Source organism: Leptolyngbya boryana PCC 6306 (assembly GCF_000353285.1).
Lineage (GTDB): Bacteria > Cyanobacteriota > Cyanobacteriia > Leptolyngbyales > Leptolyngbyaceae > Leptolyngbya > Leptolyngbya boryana.
Genome location: NZ_KB731324.1, coordinates 4736127 through 4753972, shown reverse-complemented (window position 1 = coordinate 4753972; position 17846 = coordinate 4736127). Strand labels below are relative to the sequence as shown.

Here is a 17846-nt window from a genome sequence, read left to right as displayed (position 1 = left end):
TTTTAGTGATGTGTCGGAACTGCGTCAGGGTAAGGGCTGACCGAGAAGGTTAGAACTGTTTCATCTACTCCCTTCAGCTTGAGCGGACTTTCTTTGGTGATGTTATCTTCATCAACGTAATCTGCTACTGCTGCGGAAATGAGAATCGCACCCGGAGCCGCTGCTTCTTGCAGTCGAGCTGCAATATTGACACTTGGACCAATTGCCGTATAGTCCGATCGCTCTTCGCCGCCAAACATTCCCACCACAGCCGTTCCTTGGTGAATTCCACAGCGGAACTGAACGCGATCGATCCCTTGTGCCATCCACTGGTTATTCAGATTGTCCAGAATACTGTACATTTCTCGAGCCGTTGCGATCGCACGTCGAACCTGTTCATTAGGGGTGAGTTCTTCTGGCGCACCAAAAATCGCCAAAATTGCATCGCCCATAAATTTATCGACTGTCCCGCCGTTGTTAAACACGCAGCGAGTCATTGCGGTTAGATACTCATTCAGGAGTTCTGCAACTCGCCGCGATCGCAATGTGTTCGAGAGTTGCGTGAAACCGACAATATCGCTAAATAGAACCGTGATCATGCGAGGTTCAGGACGCAAATCGAGGGTTAATTCACCCTGAGCCGCCCGTTTGACTAAGGTTTGCGGCAAGAAACGACTCAAGACCGAATCTGTCAGATAAGAATTGATGCGCGAGACGCGCTGCTCGTTTTCTTTGAGTGCTAGTAAATTTCGCACTTCCGCTAACAATTCTCGATCGTTGAATGGCTTCGACAAATAGGCATCTGCACCGCGTTCGACTCCTTCAAGTCGCGTGTCTTCATCCGCTTTGGCAGTTAGCAAAACGATGGGAGTGCCTTTGAGATCGTCTTGAGCACGGATCATCCGAATCATGTCTAGACCTGACACAATCGGCATCATTAAATCAGTCACAATCAACGATGGACGATGGGTCTTGACCTGTTCAAATCCTTCTGCCCCATTCCGGGCAGTCAAAACGGTATAGCCTTGACCCCTGAGAATGCCAGAGACATACGAGCGTAGATCTGGATTATCATCCACAACGAGCACTCTCGCATGGTTTTCACCGACCTCAAGAATGGGTTCAGGTTCGTAATCTTCTTGAAGTTCGACTTCAATATCCGCTAGTTCGACCGCTGCTCGATTTGCCTGAAGTTCGTGCTGAGCATGGCTGACTTGCTCTGGAGGCAAATGCTCTGCACCGGAGTGTAAGTCGATCGTGAATGTCGTGCCTTGTCCATAGGTCGAATCCACGTTGATCTGACCGCTATGCAGTTCGACTAATTCTTTGACGAGAGCTAATCCTAGACCTGTCCCTTCAAAGCTGCGGTTTTCTGAACCTTCAGCCTGACGGAATCGCTCAAATAGATGGGGGATTTGGTCTTCTCGAATACCGATGCCGGTATCGCGCACTTTTAAGCGACAGCGATCGTCGATCATTTCTAGCGATACACTAATGCTCTGTCCTGCGGGCGTAAATTTCATCGCATTCGAGAGCAGGTTGTACAGCACTTTGTCAAACTTCTCTAAATCGAGATACACAGGAGCACAAGGCTCTAATTGAGTGATCAGGCTCAGCCCTTTCTTTTCGCAGTAAGGACGGAACGTGTCTACGATTTGGCTGACAAATTCTACTAAGTCACATGCCTGGAATTTCGGCTGCATCCGTCCTGCATCTAAGCGCTGGAGATCGAGCAGTTGATTGACCAATCGCAGGAGTCGGCGAGAGTTTCGCAATGCGATCGCCGATTGTTCGGCAGACAGTCCTTGACCTGTGGCGACTGCGCTTTCCAGTGGACCGACCATTAAAGTCAAAGGAGTGCGAAATTCGTGCGAAATGTTTTGGAAAAACTCGGTCTTTTGCTGGTCGAGTTGCAGGAGTTTTTCGGCTTGCTGACGTGTGGTTTGGTAGAGCCGAGATTGTTGAACTGCGATCGCGGCTTGTGATGCAACGGATTGAGCGAGCTGAATTTCAGAGGATTGCCAGTTGCGGGTGCGATGGTTTTGGCGGAGTGAAATACTGCCGATAATTTTGCCATCTGCAATTAAGGGCACAACGAGCAAGGCCCGGGCAGGAGTCCGAAATTCTGAAATATTGAATTGTGGATGCTGCTTCAAATCGCTGAGAACGATCGGCTGCTGCGTGACGATCAATTGCTTCAGAACGGGATTGCCTTCAATAGGAACCGAAGATTGCGGCAGGTGAGATTCTGGGGGAGTCTTGTGTTCCCAACTTGAATCATGGAGTCCCACACATTGCACAAATTCGTCGCCTTCTTTCCACAGTGAAAGCGCGCAACCATCGACTTGTAAGCCTTGCCCCAGTTGTTGAGTAATGGCGGCAAAGATTTCTTGGGGATCGAGGCTCGATCGAATAGCGGTTGTAATGGTATTGATCAAGGCTTCGCGCTTGGCTAAAGCGCGAACTTGCTCGTATGCATGGGCTTGCGAGAGTGCGAGTGCGGCTTGATCGGCAACCGCGTGAATTAGATCGACTTCTTCAGGTTGCCAAATGCGGCTTTTTCCAGATTCATGCAGTGCGAGCACGGCGATGAGTTTCTGTTGGCAGATCAGCGGAACCATGAGAGTTGAGTGAATGTCTGCGTCTGCGTAAGCTGCATGACGAGTGGGATCTTCCTCGATCCGATCGCAGACTTGAACATCTGGAATGACTTCGACTTCGTAAGTTTCCCAAATTGTGGGGACGAGATTGGGCTGTGGCAGTTCCGGATGATTCCAGTAGGTGAAGCTATTTTCCTGAATTTCGCCGTCTTGAAAGGGACAGACGATCGCACCACTTACACCAAAATTTTTGCCAATGGTCTCGACGATCGTTTGCAGAATTTCGTCATAACTCAATGCGCTCCGAATGGTGCTAGTGACTGCATTGAGTAGCGATTCACGCTGAAGGGTGCGCCGGAGTTCTTCGGTGCGGGTTCTTAATAGGGTATGCGTATCGATCGCGCTTTTAACAACGTCGCGCAGCTCCATATCGCTCCAAGGCTTCGTGACGTATTTGAAGACTTTGCCGGAGTTGATGGCTTCGACGAGATCTTCAACATCGGTATAGCCTGTGAGAATAATCCGGATAATGTCCGGATACTTAGTAGCAGTGAGGCTCAGGAACTCTGTCCCACTCATCATGGGCATTCGTTGATCTGAAATGATCACCGCGACATCGCCTTCTTTCTCAAGAATATCAAGTGCTGTGGGACCATTTTCTGCCCGCAAAACTTTAAATTCTCGATAAAATGTTCGGTAGAGAAGATCGAGATTATCCGGTTCATCATCGACGACGAGCAATTTCTGCTTTTGAATGTCACGAGATTTCATGTGCCAGCTGCCAACCTGCTATGGAGTGCGCCCAGTAAAAGACTTTACGATTGGGCTGGAACTACGTCAGTTCAGGGAACGTTCTAACGCAGTTCGCTTTAGTAAAGTTGCCCTCGATCAGGGAATTTCTAACGTCTTTGCTCATAATCCGTGTGATTTAAATCGCAAAAGATGGGGATCGTGATCAGGGCTTGTGGTGTTGGTGATCAGCAGAAATACAAAGGAATTGTGAAGAGTCCTATCCGCGAATAATAAAGTTGCCCCCTGCCCGTAGCGGATCTGAAAAAAATAATCAGACTTGCTACACTAGCGGTATGATGTGTCTGATCATCCATTGACAAAATTTATGCGTTGTCCTGCTTGTCATCATCTCGAAAACCGGGTGCTGGAGTCGCGCTCTGCGGAAAGTGGTCAGAGTGTACGACGACGGCGGGAATGTTTGAAGTGTAATCATCGGTTTACGACGTACGAGCGAGTTGAGTTTGCGCCGCTTGTGGTGGTGAAGGAGAACGGAAATCGCGAGTCGTTTGATCGAGAAAAGTTAGTGCGATCGCTGATGCGAGTTTGCGAACGGACTGCAATTTCAGAAGTGCAGATTGAAACATTAGTCAGTTCGATCGAGGGAATGTTGCAGCAGCGAACGAATCGTGAGATCTTTAGTCGTGAGATTAGTGAGTTGGTGCTGCAGCAGCTACGGGCAATGAGTGAGGCGGCTTGCATTCGCTATGCCTCGGTATACTGTGAATTTGAAAATGTGCATGAATTTTTGGCAACCCTAGAACGGGTCAATCGTTTGCCGGAACGTGAAGATCCTGAAATGGCTGCGACACAAACGCCGTCACTGAACTAAGTTTTTTGTCTCAGTGTTGACGTGGTTCTCGCGATTCGCTTAGTATGCTGTTGCTTTGAAATCTATTGCGACTGATGTCCAGTTCTGCCCTTTCCAGCACAATTGAGATGGCATTGGCAGGCAAAGTTGTTGCTCGATTCGTTCTTGAGCAAGGCGAGTTGCTGATTGGTTCAGATTATGGTGTCATTTTGTTGCCATTGCAGATGGCGCTCAGATCGTTTGAGCCAATTCTGCCAACAATGGAAGTGTATGCAAGTTTTGGACAGGATGACGCTATCGTACAACAGGTTTTAGGGGCATTAGACGCGCATCAGTCGATCGAGATTTTTGGATGCTCCAACGCTGAGTCATCGTTTTTATTACGATCGCTGGCACATCAGTTTGAGATGGAACATGTTGTTTTGTATGTTGAGCAAGCCGATGTGCTCGAAGATGTGTTGCAGTGGATATTTGAGCAGTTGTATCGAGTTCCTGCCGATGTCAAGGCTTCTAGAGCAGAGATTCGGGCGGGATTGCGTGACCGACAGGTTCTAGTTTTGCTGAATCATCCAACTTTAACGGGATCTGAGCTTGAACAACTCAATCAAATCAATCAAATCTTGCCGGAAAGTCTGTTCGTGGTGGCTTCGAGTAAACGAAGATTTTTTCAGGCGGATTGTGCGATCGAGGTTTCCGGGCTGGATGAGGGATCATGCCAACCGCAGATTCGTGCTGATCGTGACCCTGAAGCGATTTTTGCAGAGAGCAGATTGCTGAGGGAAACCTTGCAAGCCTATGTGAAGCAGAAGCGATGGGCGGAAGTGCTGAGAATGGTGAAATCGACGGAGAAGGTGTTTGCGATCGCGAAGTTTTGGGGAGCCTGGGAGCAACTCTTGAACTTGGGATTACAGGCTGCCTGGGCGTTGGAAGATGAGGGGGCAGAAGCTTGGGCACTACACCAGCTAGGAACATTAGCGTTTTGCCAAGAACAAGTGACGCTCGGATATGATTTGCTGAAACAGGCGTTAGATTTACGGACTGACTTGGGGGAGAAAACTGCGATCGCGTTTAGTCAGCATAATTTATCGCAATTGAAGGCGCTGATTGTTCCAGTTAAGACTGAAAATCTGCCTCAATACAACCAGCGCTATTTGTTTTAGCAGTCTCTATTTGTCACCGGGCTTGCCGAGTTCGATCGCTTTCTTTACGAGATCATCGTCAACGTTTCCAGCGGTTCCAGACATCGGATTGACTTCTTTTGCAAGGTCTTTGAAATCGTTTGGATCACCTGTTGAGTCAAGCGTTGAAGTTGGGATTTCGACTTCTTCGGGGCGATGAACTTCAAACTGTGGTGCAGTTGCTTCTTCTGCAGCTTCTTTACCTGCTTCAGTGCCGTCAATGCTGCTGGTGCTAAATTCTTGAGCCGCTTCGTAGTCAGCAGAAACATTAATTTTCGGCTCAGGACGATCGCCGCTAGCAACTTCTTCAGCTGCGAGTTGAGCGTCATGTGTTTGGTTTTCTGTATTGAGTTCGGACATAAAAATTCTCCTATCAGGATTGCAGTTGCAATGCTGATAACTTACGCAATTTTGGCTACCGCTTAAACGATCGAAAGGCAGATCTTGAAAGTCGGTCTTTAGAGGGGAGACTTGGAATCGTAAAGCCTGATACCTCTTGTTGTAGATCGAATTACTATAGGAGAGTATTGAATGCCTCAGTCAGCAAGTCAGAACGTTGATCCGTCTGAGTATTTAGGAGATGCAATTACCAGCGCCATTTCAGACTTTAACCAGCTTCAAGTGGATGATAAATTGGCGTTGCTTTATTACGTTTATGAAAAGATGGGTGACTCAATTACACCTGCGGCTCCACAAGCGGCTGAGCCTGAATTAGCACCAATGCTGCTGGGAGATTTTTATAATTTGTCCCATCAGGATCAACTGCAAGTGATGCGCGATATTGCTAATCGTACAGATAGTGAATATTCGCGCGCTTATGGTGCTCTGAAGGAGAATAATCAGTTACTCGTTTGGTATGTGTGGGCGGTCGCGATGGGAGAATCTGTTGTGGGAATGCCTGCTGAGTATTCTGCGTCGGACAAGATTACAAACTTGTTGAGACGACTCGAATCGTTTGAGTTTGAGCAGCAGATCTCGCTATTGAGAGAGCTAGCAAGCGAGATGGGTTACACCGATGTGAAGCCGGTACAATCACAAGCGGAAACGGGGAAAACAGCAAGTTTGTAGTTGTTAAGCTTGAAGCGATCTAACGTAGTGAGATCGCTTCAAAACAGTTTAGATTGCTTCTCTCTGCTCATTTGGCTTAACGGATTTCGTTGCCATCATGTTGACACTGATGAGAGTGCCAAGTAAACGTATCGTACTACAGTCATTGAACAAGCCAAACTCTTCAACACAAGTACAATCGACAAACCCGACTTCTTGTAGAAATGCTGCTAATGTGTCTGGATCAAATCCGGCTCGATGAATATCATACGGATTGGTCTGCCCACCATACATGATTCTCATCAGATGATGGCGATCGTAGATAGAAAGATTTGGATTGAGATATAACCAGCAAAGAATCTGTAGGTTCGGAACACTGACCATCAGTTGTCCACCGGGTTTGAGCACACGATGCCATTCTGTCAATGTTCTAATCAATTCATTGTTCAAGCTATGGTGAAAATGCTCTAGGATGTGGCTTGCATAAATTGCTTCGATCGAGTTGTCTGCAAACTGGCTCAGATCGCCTGCGTCTCCAATAAAATCAACTTCTGGGCGAGCTTCGATATCAAAAATTTTCCAGTCTGAATGAACCTCTTTTCCGCCAAGATGTAATTTAATCGAATCCATACGATGGGTCTCCTACACATTATTTCAATTGTCTCTCTGCTTCTGTTTAAACTTGTGGTGCAAATTAGAGGAAGCAAGCTTTAATAAAAACGAAGAATGTCGCGGTAAATCAGTTTCAGTTTGAGAAATCGCTAAACGCTAATTCTTTATATCGCTAAGTCAGCCAGTAGAATCACTTTTTTGAAAAGGCTGATACAAATACGGAAGGAGTCCAACATGCCATTTTTTCTACCGAAACTGAAAGAAAGCGGTCACTTAGCGCGCCTTGATATGACGATCTGCAATGTTGGTTCGCGTAAAATTTCCATGGCAGATGATTATGGTGAGGCTTGGCAGATTTTTGCCCCAGAATTAACGATCTATGGGTTTGATGCAGATCCAGATGCTTGTGATGCTGCGAATCAGCAATTTGAAGCGAAAAATGCGGATTGGAACGAGTTCCATCTCCCAGTTGCGATCGCTGAAAAATCTGAAGCGGCAACTTTGTATATTACTCAGCATCCAATGTGTAGTTCGCTTTATCCACCAAACGAGGCTTTTCTAAAAAAATTCGCAAGTTTATCGGTGATGGCATTGAATCGCACGGCTCAAGTAGAAACTGTGAGCCTGGACGAGTTCTGTGCTTCAGAAGAAATCGGTGGCATTGATTTTTTACAAATTGATGTTCAAGGAGCAGATCTTCAGGTTCTTAAAGGAGCGAAGCATCTTTTAAGCAGCAGTGTTTTAGCGATTCAGGTTGAGATTGAGTATGCGCCTTTGTACATTGGACAACCTCTGTTCGCGGATGTTGATCTCTACCTTAGAGAACAAGGATTTTCGCTATTTGATGTCACGGTTGCTCGTCGTCCTCGATCGATGATTCAATCGGTAAATCGCCCTGGACAGCCGCTTTGGGGAGATGCAATCTATTTACGTGATCTTCAGCAAAATGCAGATGATAGCTTTCAATTTCCTGAACAAGCTTTTAAGCTAGCTTGCATTGCGGATGCGCTTGAGTTAGTAGATTATTCATTGGAACTTTTAAAAACTCTAACCTTGCAGCATGGCAGCGGCTACAACTTTGCAACTGATATGCTTGAAAGCTTGGAGCAAATTTCAGGATTAGAGCAGACGGAAGAGGCAAGAACTCTGATTGCCGAACTGAAGCCTTTTGTAAAAGTTCAGAGTTTATAAATAGTTTTGTGTCAAGGCGCAAAATTAGTAATTTAAACGGAAGCCTTCGTTTAGCTGAAGGCAACGCTCAAATCGTTATGCTATCAATTTGAGCGTTGCCTTCTAATCTTGAAAGGTTTCGTCACGTAAACAAGCGGTATCTTGTTTTTTCGGGTGGGAAAACAAAGAACGGGATGCTCCGTTGCCAGTGGTTCATCCAGAAAGACTAGCTTTCTAGATAAGTTCTCCACATCGCTTGATAAGCGCCTTCCATTTCGCGGGCAAACTGCTTACCATTCCACAAAGGAGCAGTTCGTTTCGCTTGATGTAGCTTAGAGATGACACTTTGTCTCAAAGCGGCATCTGTGCCTAAGCGAATTCCCCATTCAATATACTCGCGATCGCTAAAAGCGATGCCTTCAGTGACTCCAACATTCATCATCATGCCGTAGCTATTGCGAGCGGCAAATTGCTCACCCACGCGAGTTACGATTGGAATGCCCATCCAAAGCGTTTCTAGAGTTGTCGTTGCGCCGTTGTAGGGAAACGTATCAAGAACAATATCCGCGATTTGCAAATTCGCCCGATGCGATTGGCAAGACGGATCACCTTCTAAGAACCGAAGCTGGTCTCGCGATACACCCTCTTCTTCAGCAAGTTTATAGAAAAAGTCTTGAACTGAAGCCGTATCAGCGATTCCTTTGATTAAGAAATAGCTATTGGGAACTTGCTTGATGATCTGTAACTGAGTTCTAGCATGATCTTGATGCCGTTTATAGCCGCGTTGAGCACTGAGATAGACAATTGCATCTTCAGGAATATCTAAATCTTCGCGGCGCAAAGTCGGGGGATCGACTTCAAAGCCATCGACTGCAATATAGGTTTGAGGTAAGCGCCAGATTTTCTCACTGTAGTAGCTCTGTGCATCATTCGGGAGGACATAGGGGTCAGCAATGAAATAATCGATCGCTGGAAGCCCAGACGCATCCCAACCGAGCCAAGTGACTTGAATAGGAGCAGGCTTGAGACATAAGACTTGGCAGCTAATATCTAGAGTGATGCTATCGAGATCAATGAGAATGTCAATCTCATCACGGTAAATCTGATCAGCAATTTCTAGATGAGTATCAGCACCGCCTGCATTGAATTTATACGCGTGGTCAACGGCATCAACATACCAGGTTTGTAATGGATCATATACTTCTCGATAGCCGAGAAAATAGCCATAGATTTCAAACTGGTTATGATCATGATGTTGAAATAGCCAGCGGGCTAGCCATCCGACTGAGTGGGTTGCCATGCAGTGAGAGAGATAACCAATTTTGAGAGGCTTGTTTGTTCGATCTCGTTTGTGATGGATGTATTGCTTTCCGTTTTCCGTTGCGTGACGTTGAAGTTCTGTCTGGGCAAATTCTAGAACTTGATTTTCGAGAGTTCGCCACTGTTTCGGTTGATCCTGAAGGTAGACAAGATAGTATCCTGAATTCAGCAATCGTGTTAGATAAGTTGATCCGAGGTTTTCTGGCTGCTGTTTGACAATGGCTGCAAGTAATTCTCTGTGATGCTGAGCGGTTTCTACAGCTTCTTGCCATCGCCCTCCTGTTTCAAGAAATCCCCGCAGAAGCAAGTTGTTGGAGTAGATCTGTTCAGGGAGAGTGTGGGAAAGCTCGTATCGCCGCCGTGCAATCTCAATTCCTTTGTCATAATTGCCCGCGATTTGATGTAGAGAGGCAACTAATCCTAGAATTTCAGTGTGATCGGGATTAATTTTTAACGCGCATTCGGCAAGTTCGATCGCGAATTTACTATTACGATGACTAAAGCCAAATCGGAGTATTCCCGATAAGATAGCATCGACTAGACCAATCGTATCTTGCAAAAGAACGGTCGCAACCTCAGCAAATTTGATCAGTGATGGAGAGGCAGGGGCAGTCTGTAGCAACTTCTGAAAGACATTGAGAAGATATTGAAGTGGAATTTCTTCTGTCGGATCTGTCAGTTGCTGAATCAGTCCAATTTCCTCAAAGGTTGAATCGGTGAGAAGTTCGAGATCGATCGAGAGTGAAACAAGGCTTAGTAGGTTAGTGATATTGGTTGGGCAGATTTCTCGTAAGTGCTGTCGAATTGCCCAAGCTGTAGTCTGTTCTTGCTTCTCTACACGTCGCTCCGCTTCAAGGTGTAAAATCTCACTTAATTCTGCAATCGCTGCATCGATTTGGTTTGCATCGATCTCTGATAGTGCGAATAACCAAATCGTTTGTGCTTCTTGCTCTTGCTCTTGTAGCAGCAGCAGCAATCCTAATTGCCAGTAGTATGAATATTGAGCAGGCTCTATTTCTATCGCTTTCTCATACAGCTCTGCGGCTTGAGCAAATCTGCCTTGCTCAATGTAAAACTTGGCTTGCTGCTGCCAATCTTGCGACAAACTAGCGGGGGGCATAAAGATTGTCATAAGTTGTCTCTCAGTCTATTTAACAGTGATGGGGAATCAGGCAGATCATGATCTAAAAAATGCAAAGTGGATAGAGAGAATCTACCCACTTTGCATTTGAGTAATTTCAGCGCTAAGCTAAATTACTTGATGACGGAAGAGCCAGCTGCACAAGTTGTTACGTTAGTAGCGGCTGCCAAAGCGGTTTTGGTAGGCGCGTCGCTTTCACAGAGTACTGCGGTCGTGTTAGTTTCGCTGGTGGTAGCATCAGTTTCTACAAATACGGTGCCACCATAGGAGCGGAGCGGATCTTTTTTGGAAGTTCCAGTGCTCAAGCTGGTGGTGGTAGTGCCGCCGCCAGTTGCGTAGAGATAGTTTTCAGTTTCGGAAGCAATGGGCTTCGACAGCTTGGTTAAGTCAGTTGCAAATGCGCTTTTCTCCAAGTAGAATGCCTGCTGAGTCCGAACCAGAGTACCAACGTAGGTTTTAGCTTCGGATTGCTTACCTTTGTTTGCTTGGTTCAAGAAGGAAGGAAGCGCGATCGCTGAGAGAATGCCGATGATGATAATAACAACGAGCAATTCAATCAGGGTGAAACCACCGTCTTTCTTTTTGGAGAGCAAGTGGGTCAAGAATTTTGCTTTGAGTTCGGATTTCATGAGAAAGGTTTCTCCTTTTAAGGTGCGGTTTGTTTGAACTTCTAACGCCTGAATCTAACTTGCCCAACAGTTTCAAGTTTCATATCACCTGCCAAAAAGATCTTCTATTTCAATTGGGCGAGTCCAATAGCAGGTATAGATAGGATTCAAGTTGCTGAATAATCTGTTGCAGCTGTTCAATTGCAGTTTCTACTGAAGTTGCTTCTAGCGTGACAGGATGAACGGGTCTAACTTTCAAATAGCGATCGAGCACGGCTGTAAAGGGCTGAGGGCTGTCCCAAAGGGGTAATAATGCAGCAACGATCGCACCATCAATAAATAAGCTCTCTCCGTCGGGTACTGAGGCAGTCAGGTAGCGTGTGATTAAAAATGGAGCTTGTTGCTCGATGCATTGTTCTAAGCTTTCGCGAACTTCTGAAGTTTTGAGTTGGGGGTGAAGGTGAAGGGTCGATTCTTTCCAGTGAGTGATGTCCCATTCTGCGATCGGAAGTTTGGGTGTTGTTGAATTGGAATGACCACACCAGAAGTCTAATAATCGATGTCTTGCATGAAAAAGCTCATATAGATGAAGTTGTTGTTCAATAGAGCATCCCGGCAACCCCATTGCTAAGAAAGGGGGAAGATTATCTGGTTCTTGAAAAAGAGTGGTCAAATTCCATTGCTGCCAGTTCACCATGCTAATGAAGCCGAGATCAGCGCGCTGCAATCCATCAAATAAGTCTGGAATGGTGTAACCCTTGTCTTCTTGGAAAAGCAGATTCATTAACACCCATTCGTTCCGCCCGTCGCCCTCTGGGTTATGGCGAAGCGTTGTCTTGAGTGAAACCTCTGGTTTGAGAGCTTTTAGGGTTTCGAGTGCAATTTCAATCTCTAAATCTTCTGGGTTGTTTTCCATTAGCCCCATTAATTTAAATAGCTTTTGCGCTCGAAAGTACATAAACCGTTGAAGCTCGCTATGGAGATTGCTGCGAATGATGCCGCGTGGTTTCAGCACAGACTTCATTGCTCTGAGTCCATCTGCAATATCTGGAAATAAGTAGAGGACTTCATCACAGTTGATGTAATCAAATTCCATGCCAAGCTGGGGAAGTTCCTCAATCGAGAGGACATGAAATTCGGCGTTTTCAATGCCGTGATACGCGAGGCGCTTCCGGGCAAGCTCGATCGATTTCTCAGAGAGATCGACTCCAACAATCTTTGCTCCTGGATTTGCTAACGCTAGAGACAGGCATTTACTGCCACTTCCACATCCTGCATCTAAAATGCAAGCCGTTGAGGGATCGATCATCATTCGATCTCTTCGATAGAATGCTGTCATTAGATTGTGAATAAACAGCAGATTTGCATTGCCTTGGGGCGAAGTTTCGATCGGGATGCGCGGATAAGGTTCAAATTCAAACTGCTGCCGAATCTTCTCAAGTTGGTCTGGGGATGCGGCGCTGCTCGTCATTGGTGGTTCTCCTAGGATGCGACTGAAGCTGAAAACTTCAACCAATATGCCTGCAAGATCTAGATGTACCTCCGTGCGTTTACGGTGAGCCTTGAAAGTTGGGAAAGTCGAAGGTGGGGAATCTGCGGGGTTTGGACGGTAAAATTGCAGTAGGTCAAGGCAGGAGACTGATCTCGATGACGGTTACTACTTATCGCTGGACGCTCGATCGCTATCATCAAGCCGTAGAAGCAGGCATTTTCGACGATCAGCCTGTGGAGCTGTTGAATGGAGAATTAGTGACGATGTCGCCAGAGGGATTGCCTCATGCAAGTTTGAGCAGTAGTGGAGCGAACTACATTAGAAAGCTGCTGGGAGAACGCGCCTTTATTCGAGAAGGCAAGCCGATCACAATTCCTGAAAGTGCGTCCGAACCCGAACCCGATATTGCGATCGTAGATGCGGATGAAGAGATTTATTTTCAGCATCATCCCTATCCAGAAAATATCTTTTGGGTGATTGAATACTCAAATTCAAGCTTGAATAAAGATACGGAATCCAAGCGGAAAATCTATGCAGCAGCCGAAATTCGAGAGTATTGGGTGGTGAACTTGCAGCAGATGGAATTGATTGTTTACCGCGATCCAGTCGAGGGTGATTATCGATCCGAGCAAAAATTGATTGCAGGCAAGATTCGACCATTGGCTTTTTTGGATGTAGAAATCGAGGTCGATCGCTTGATTCGGAGATCGGTCTAATATCTTTCACGCTAAATTTTGGGCAGATGCGATGCAGAATACTCGACTTAGTACGATCGTCAATACAACCGCCGCACAGCTAAATCAAACCTTTCAAAATCCTTGGCGACGGATTTCGCTGCTGTTGATTAGTTGGCTGTTGGGATTTTTTCTGGGAAGCGCAATCTCAACGACTGCAGGGCAGCAGGCTGAGTTGGATATTGTTGCAGCCGCTGTTATTGTGCTCGTGATAGAAGTGATTAGCTGGCTTGCTTATGGCGGGAGTGAACGGTATCGGCGATCGTTGATTGCGGATGTTCTGAATTCCCTAAAGATTGGGGTAATGTATAGCCTATTTCTCGAGGCATTTAAGCTGGGGAGTTAGAGGAAGAGGTTGCAGATGCTCGTTAGAATAACAAAGGGCTAGATGTGTCCTAGGAGAACTCATATAACAAGACTCTGGAGAGACTATGACGGAAAGTACAGAAATTAATTGTGCCGAGATGTGCCAAAACGGCTGCGTTTTAGGAGATAAATGTCCGAATCGCGAGTATACACAGCAAGCGAGTCAGTTTATTAGTGATACTCCGTTGGATAAGATGTTGGAAATTGCGGAAGAGGCAGTACGGAAAAAAGCGATGGAGCGGATGTCTGCGCCGCCGCAATGGGTTATTCCAGAAGAGTAGAACAAGATTGTTGTAAGGTGAGAACTCCGAGTTTTTCAAAAAACTCGGAGTTCTTGAGTTATACAGGAAGATTTTTTCGAGGATTGAATTGCTCGATTTGACGGAGCTTTTCGTAGAGTTCGCGTTCTTGATCGCTGAGTTCTTTGGGAATGACGATCGTGAGTTCAACGATCTGATCACCGCGATCGCCGTTCAAATCTGGATATCCTTTATTGGCTAAACGAAGTTTTTGACCGGAGCGGACTCCTGGAGGAATATTCATTTTCACTAGGCCGTCTAAGGTTGGAACTTCCACAGGTGCGCCTAACACCGCCTCACTGGGCGTAATGGGAAGAAGGCAACTAATATCTGAGCCATCGATTTTGAAAAATGGATGGGGAAGCACTTCGATTTTGAGATACAGATCGCCGCCATTCACGCCTTGGTCACGCAGGCGGATTTTTTGACCGGTCACCATATGTTTGGGCATGTTGACTTCTAACGATCGACCATCTTCGAGTCGAATTCGCTCTCGTCCTCCGGCATAGGCTTTTTCGAGCGGAACTGTCAAACGCGCCTCTGCATCTCGTGGAGTTGGTTTTTTAACGGTATAGCTTTCTTTCACCGTACCCGGGCGGAATGGGTCGGGTTCTCTTCGGGGAGGTGGAGAAGCCGTACGAGGAGGTCGCTGAATGGGAATCTCCTCAAACATCGGTTCAGGGTTTGGCGTGCGCTGGCTCAAGACTTCATCAAAGAATTCATGGAAATCTTTCCATTTGCTGTAGCTCGATTCATTGCTCCGTCCTTTTTGCCCGTTTTGGAACCCCCGCTGTTTCCAGAAGCCGCCAAACTCGTCGTACTTGGCGCGCTTTTGAGGATCAGAAAGCACACCATACGCTTCGCTGAGGGCTTTAAATTTCTCTTCTGCTGTCTTGTTTCCGGGATTGAGATCAGGGTGATACTGGCGTGCTAAGCGACGGTAAGCACGTTTGATGTCTTCAGCAGGTGCGCTATTGTTAACGCCCAAAATCTCGTAATAATTGCGGAAACTTTGCATAGAAAAGAACGGCTAGGAAAGCGGCTTAGGGAGTAGAGTGTAACACTGTTTTGAGAAATCAGAGCAGTCTGGCTCTCCTCTAGTTTTCTCTTACAGCCAGTCGTCTTCATCGTCCCAGTTATCTTGGCGATAATCAGGGCGGTTGGGACGTTTGCGCGGGGTATCGTCACGACGAGATTGACGATCGTTGTAATAATCGTCTTCGTAATCATCACGACGCGGCGGATTCGTTGGTTTGTCGTAATTCTCGCGTCGGGGCGGAGTTCCATAATCGTAATACTCAGAATCGCCAGAGCTTGGGCTACCGTAAGGATCTGGGTTACGACGCGGCGGCGGGGTGGATGTGCGATCGCTATAAGGATCTGGATTGCGGCGCGGTGGATTGTAATCGTCGGAGCCGCCATAAGGATCTGGTTTACGACGCGGTGGGTTGTAATCGTCAGACCCGCTGTAAGGATCTGGTTTACGGCGTGGCGGATTGTAATCAGAACCACTGCCATATGCGTCAGGATTACGACGGGGTGGAGTGGTGAAATCGGCATTGTTGCGCGGTGGATTTGCGCTGTACGGATCGCGATAATCGTCTCGGCGGGGATAGATTTCAGGTTCGCGCGACGGATTTAGGGCATAGCCGCTGCGTCCACCGCTCCAATAGTCATCTCGACGAGAAGAATCGTAGTAGTCGCGGCGATTGTCGTAGTAATAGTCGTCATCGTCTTCGAGGAAGAAGTCTTTGATCGATTGCAGAATGCCGCCTTCGCCTTCTTCGATTTTGTTTTGCTGGTAAATTTCGCGGTTGAGATCGTAGATGGCATCTTTGAGATCGGCTTCTGCAATATCGACTCCGCGATCGTCATTATTGGCGAGAGCTTGCCGTAGACGTTGCACTAGGGGTTCGATCCGGTTGCGATATGGCGTGACAAATTGATAGCCGAAATCGAGTGTGGCTTCTCGCAGTTGCCGCTCGGCTTGGAAAGTCATCGCCTCGGCGCGGTTGCGCTTTTCCACTTTTTGTTTGCGAAGTTCATCAACTTGGGCAAATTCTTCAGCGTTGCGGATCATTTGCTTGATCTCTTCATCGCTTAAAGTGGAAGCGCCTTGAATCGTGATGCTTTGTTCGCGTCCAGTGGTGCGATCCATCGCAGTCACTTGAAGAATTCCGTTGGCATCGATATCGAAAGCAACTTGAATTTGCGGTATCCCACGAGGTGCGGGGGGAATGCCCATGAGTTTAAAGCGACCCAGCGATTTATTGCCGGATGCCATGTCGCGTTCACCTTGAAGCACGTGAACTTCAACGACCGTTTGATTGTCCTCAGAGGTTGAAAACGTATCCGATCGACGAGTCGGAATTGTTGTGCCACGGGGAATGAGTTTTTTCATAATTCCGCCGATCGTTTCTAAACCAACCGAGAGCGGAGTGACATCTAAGAGCAGGATATCTTTGAGTTCGCCTGCGAGAATTCCAGCTTGAATTGCTGCGCCAACTGCAACGACTTCATCGGGGTTGACGTTTTGATTCGGTTCGAGGTTAATCAGCGATCGTACAACTTCTTGAACCATCGGCATTCGCGTTGCGCCACCGACCAGCACGACTTCATCAATGTCGCGAGGAGACAGTCCTGCGTCGCGGAAGGCATTGCGGAGCGGTTCTCTCAGACGAGAGAGCAGATCGCCGCAGAGGCTTTCAAATTGCGATCGCGTTAAGCGAGTTTCTAAGTGTTTGGGTCCGTTTTGATCGGCTGCAATGAAGGGGAGGTTGATTTCTGTGACGCCTACACCCGAAAGCTCGATTTTTGCTTTTTCGGCTGCTTCAGTCAGACGCTGCAAGGATTGACGTTCTTTACGGAGATCGATGCCTTCTTGTTCTAAAAATTGTTCGGCGAGCCAATCGACGATCTTTTTGTCGAATTCGCCGCCGCCGAGTTCGGTGTCGCCACTGGTCGATTTGACTTCAAATACACCATCGCCCACATCGAGAATCGATACGTCAAACGTTCCGCCGCCGAGATCAAAGACGAGAATCGTTTCACTTTGAACGCGATCGAGACCGTAAGCGAGAGAAGCAGCGGTCGGTTCGTTGAGAATTCGTTTGACTTCTAAGCCTGCAATTCTTCCGGCATCGCGGGTCGCTTGACGTTGGGAGTCGTTGAAATAGGCGGGAACGGTGATGACTGCGCCGGTGACTTTTTCGCCCAGGTAGCGCCCTGCTTCGTCGGCAAGTTTTTTGAGGATTTGGGCAGAGATTTCTTCAGGGGCGAAATCGCGCTCCAGTCTGGGACATTTCAGCTTAATGTTGCCCGATTCGTCTTTGCGAATGGTGTAGGGAACTCGTTTGGATTCGGGGTTGAGTTCGGCATATCTTCGTCCCATAAAGCGTTTGACCCCAAAAAAGGTGTTTTGGGGGTCGAGAACGGCTTGGCGACGGGCAAGTTGACCGACGAGGCGTTCCCCTTCTTTGCTGACACCCACAACGGAGGGGGTGGTTCGCATTCCTTCGGCGTTGGCAATGACGACGGGTTTTCCGCCTTCCATGACTGCCACGACTGAATTAGTTGTACCGAGGTCAATTCCAACGACTCTACCCATTCGTTTCTCTAACCTTTCACTGCAAAAGAAGGTTTGCTGGATTTATTCTATCTTGCTACTCATCCATCGGGGTTTCCGGCTGATGATGAGATG

15 protein-coding genes are annotated in these 17846 nt (G+C 47.1%); 7 read left to right on the top strand and 8 right to left on the bottom strand.

The annotated features are described in order from the left end of the window. Window positions 1-2: 2 nt before the first annotated feature. On the bottom strand, window positions 3-3350 hold the full coding sequence (locus tag LEPBO_RS0123645) for a response regulator (protein ID WP_017290071.1): 3348 nt from the start codon (window positions 3348-3350) through the stop codon (window positions 3-5). Between the two features lie 346 nt (window positions 3351-3696). Between LEPBO_RS0123645 and nrdR the strand changes: the two genes are divergently transcribed. Beyond that, a complete protein-coding gene (gene nrdR, locus LEPBO_RS0123640; RefSeq protein ID WP_017290070.1) occupies window positions 3697-4200 on the top strand; it encodes a transcriptional regulator NrdR in 504 nt (167 codons plus the stop codon). Between the two features lie 74 nt (window positions 4201-4274). Next, entirely contained in the window at window positions 4275-5339 is a 1065-nt protein-coding gene (locus LEPBO_RS0123635; RefSeq protein ID WP_026148878.1) for a hypothetical protein, read from the top strand. Window positions 5340-5345: 6 nt separating this feature from the next. Here LEPBO_RS0123635 and LEPBO_RS0123630 read toward each other — a convergent pair whose 3' ends face one another. Further along, complete coding sequence (locus LEPBO_RS0123630) at window positions 5346-5717, bottom strand: hypothetical protein (RefSeq protein WP_017290068.1); 372 nt, start codon at window positions 5715-5717, stop codon at window positions 5346-5348. Window positions 5718-5888: 171 nt separating this feature from the next. Here LEPBO_RS0123630 and LEPBO_RS0123625 point away from each other — a divergent pair, with 171 nt between their 5' ends. Next, complete coding sequence (locus LEPBO_RS0123625; protein ID WP_017290067.1) at window positions 5889-6425, top strand: orange carotenoid protein N-terminal domain-containing protein; 537 nt, start codon at window positions 5889-5891, stop codon at window positions 6423-6425. A 48-nt stretch (window positions 6426-6473) separates the two neighbouring features. On the opposite strand, the gene LEPBO_RS0123620 is transcribed toward LEPBO_RS0123625, so the two are convergent. Continuing rightward, the gene (locus LEPBO_RS0123620) at window positions 6474-7034 is read right to left on the bottom strand and encodes a class I SAM-dependent methyltransferase (protein WP_017290066.1); all 561 of its coding nucleotides are present in this window, start codon (window positions 7032-7034) and stop codon (window positions 6474-6476) included. A 216-nt stretch (window positions 7035-7250) separates the two neighbouring features. Here LEPBO_RS0123620 and LEPBO_RS0123615 point away from each other — a divergent pair, with 216 nt between their 5' ends. Next, window positions 7251-8207 carry an FkbM family methyltransferase gene (locus LEPBO_RS0123615; protein WP_017290065.1) on the top strand — a complete coding sequence of 319 codons (957 nt, stop codon included), beginning with the start codon at window positions 7251-7253 and terminating at the stop codon, window positions 8205-8207. 205 nt (window positions 8208-8412) lie between these two features. Here the strand turns inward: LEPBO_RS0123615 and LEPBO_RS0123610 are convergent, their stop codons facing one another. The 3 genes from LEPBO_RS0123610 to LEPBO_RS0123600 form a co-directional block, all read right to left on the bottom strand. Continuing rightward, window positions 8413-10638 carry an O-linked N-acetylglucosamine transferase, SPINDLY family protein gene (locus LEPBO_RS0123610; RefSeq protein WP_036044846.1) on the bottom strand — a complete coding sequence of 742 codons (2226 nt, stop codon included), beginning with the start codon at window positions 10636-10638 and terminating at the stop codon, window positions 8413-8415. Window positions 10639-10760: 122 nt separating this feature from the next. Beyond that, on the bottom strand, window positions 10761-11276 hold the full coding sequence (locus LEPBO_RS0123605) for a type IV pilin-like G/H family protein (protein WP_017290063.1): 516 nt from the start codon (window positions 11274-11276) through the stop codon (window positions 10761-10763). A 109-nt stretch (window positions 11277-11385) separates the two neighbouring features. Next, a complete protein-coding gene (locus tag LEPBO_RS0123600) occupies window positions 11386-12726 on the bottom strand; it encodes a class I SAM-dependent methyltransferase (protein WP_017290062.1) in 1341 nt (446 codons plus the stop codon). Between the two features lie 176 nt (window positions 12727-12902). On the opposite strand from LEPBO_RS0123600, the gene LEPBO_RS0123595 reads away from it, so the two are divergent. From LEPBO_RS0123595 to LEPBO_RS0123585, 3 genes are all read left to right on the top strand, one after another. Then, window positions 12903-13463, top strand: coding sequence for a Uma2 family endonuclease (locus tag LEPBO_RS0123595; RefSeq protein ID WP_017290061.1), 561 nt, complete (start codon window positions 12903-12905; stop codon window positions 13461-13463). 31 nt (window positions 13464-13494) lie between these two features. Then, entirely contained in the window at window positions 13495-13827 is a 333-nt protein-coding gene (locus LEPBO_RS0123590; protein WP_017290060.1) for a DUF565 domain-containing protein, read from the top strand. Window positions 13828-13912: 85 nt separating this feature from the next. Then, a complete protein-coding gene (locus LEPBO_RS0123585; protein WP_017290059.1) occupies window positions 13913-14128 on the top strand; it encodes a hypothetical protein in 216 nt (71 codons plus the stop codon). Between the two features lie 58 nt (window positions 14129-14186). On the opposite strand, the gene LEPBO_RS0123580 is transcribed toward LEPBO_RS0123585, so the two are convergent. Next, window positions 14187-15164, bottom strand: a complete 978-nt coding sequence (locus LEPBO_RS0123580) for a DnaJ C-terminal domain-containing protein (protein WP_017290058.1) — start codon at window positions 15162-15164, stop codon at window positions 14187-14189. A 90-nt stretch (window positions 15165-15254) separates the two neighbouring features. After that, window positions 15255-17753, bottom strand: a complete 2499-nt coding sequence (dnaK, locus tag LEPBO_RS0123575) for a molecular chaperone DnaK (protein WP_017290057.1) — start codon at window positions 17751-17753, stop codon at window positions 15255-15257. Between the last annotated feature and the right edge of the window lie 93 nt (window positions 17754-17846).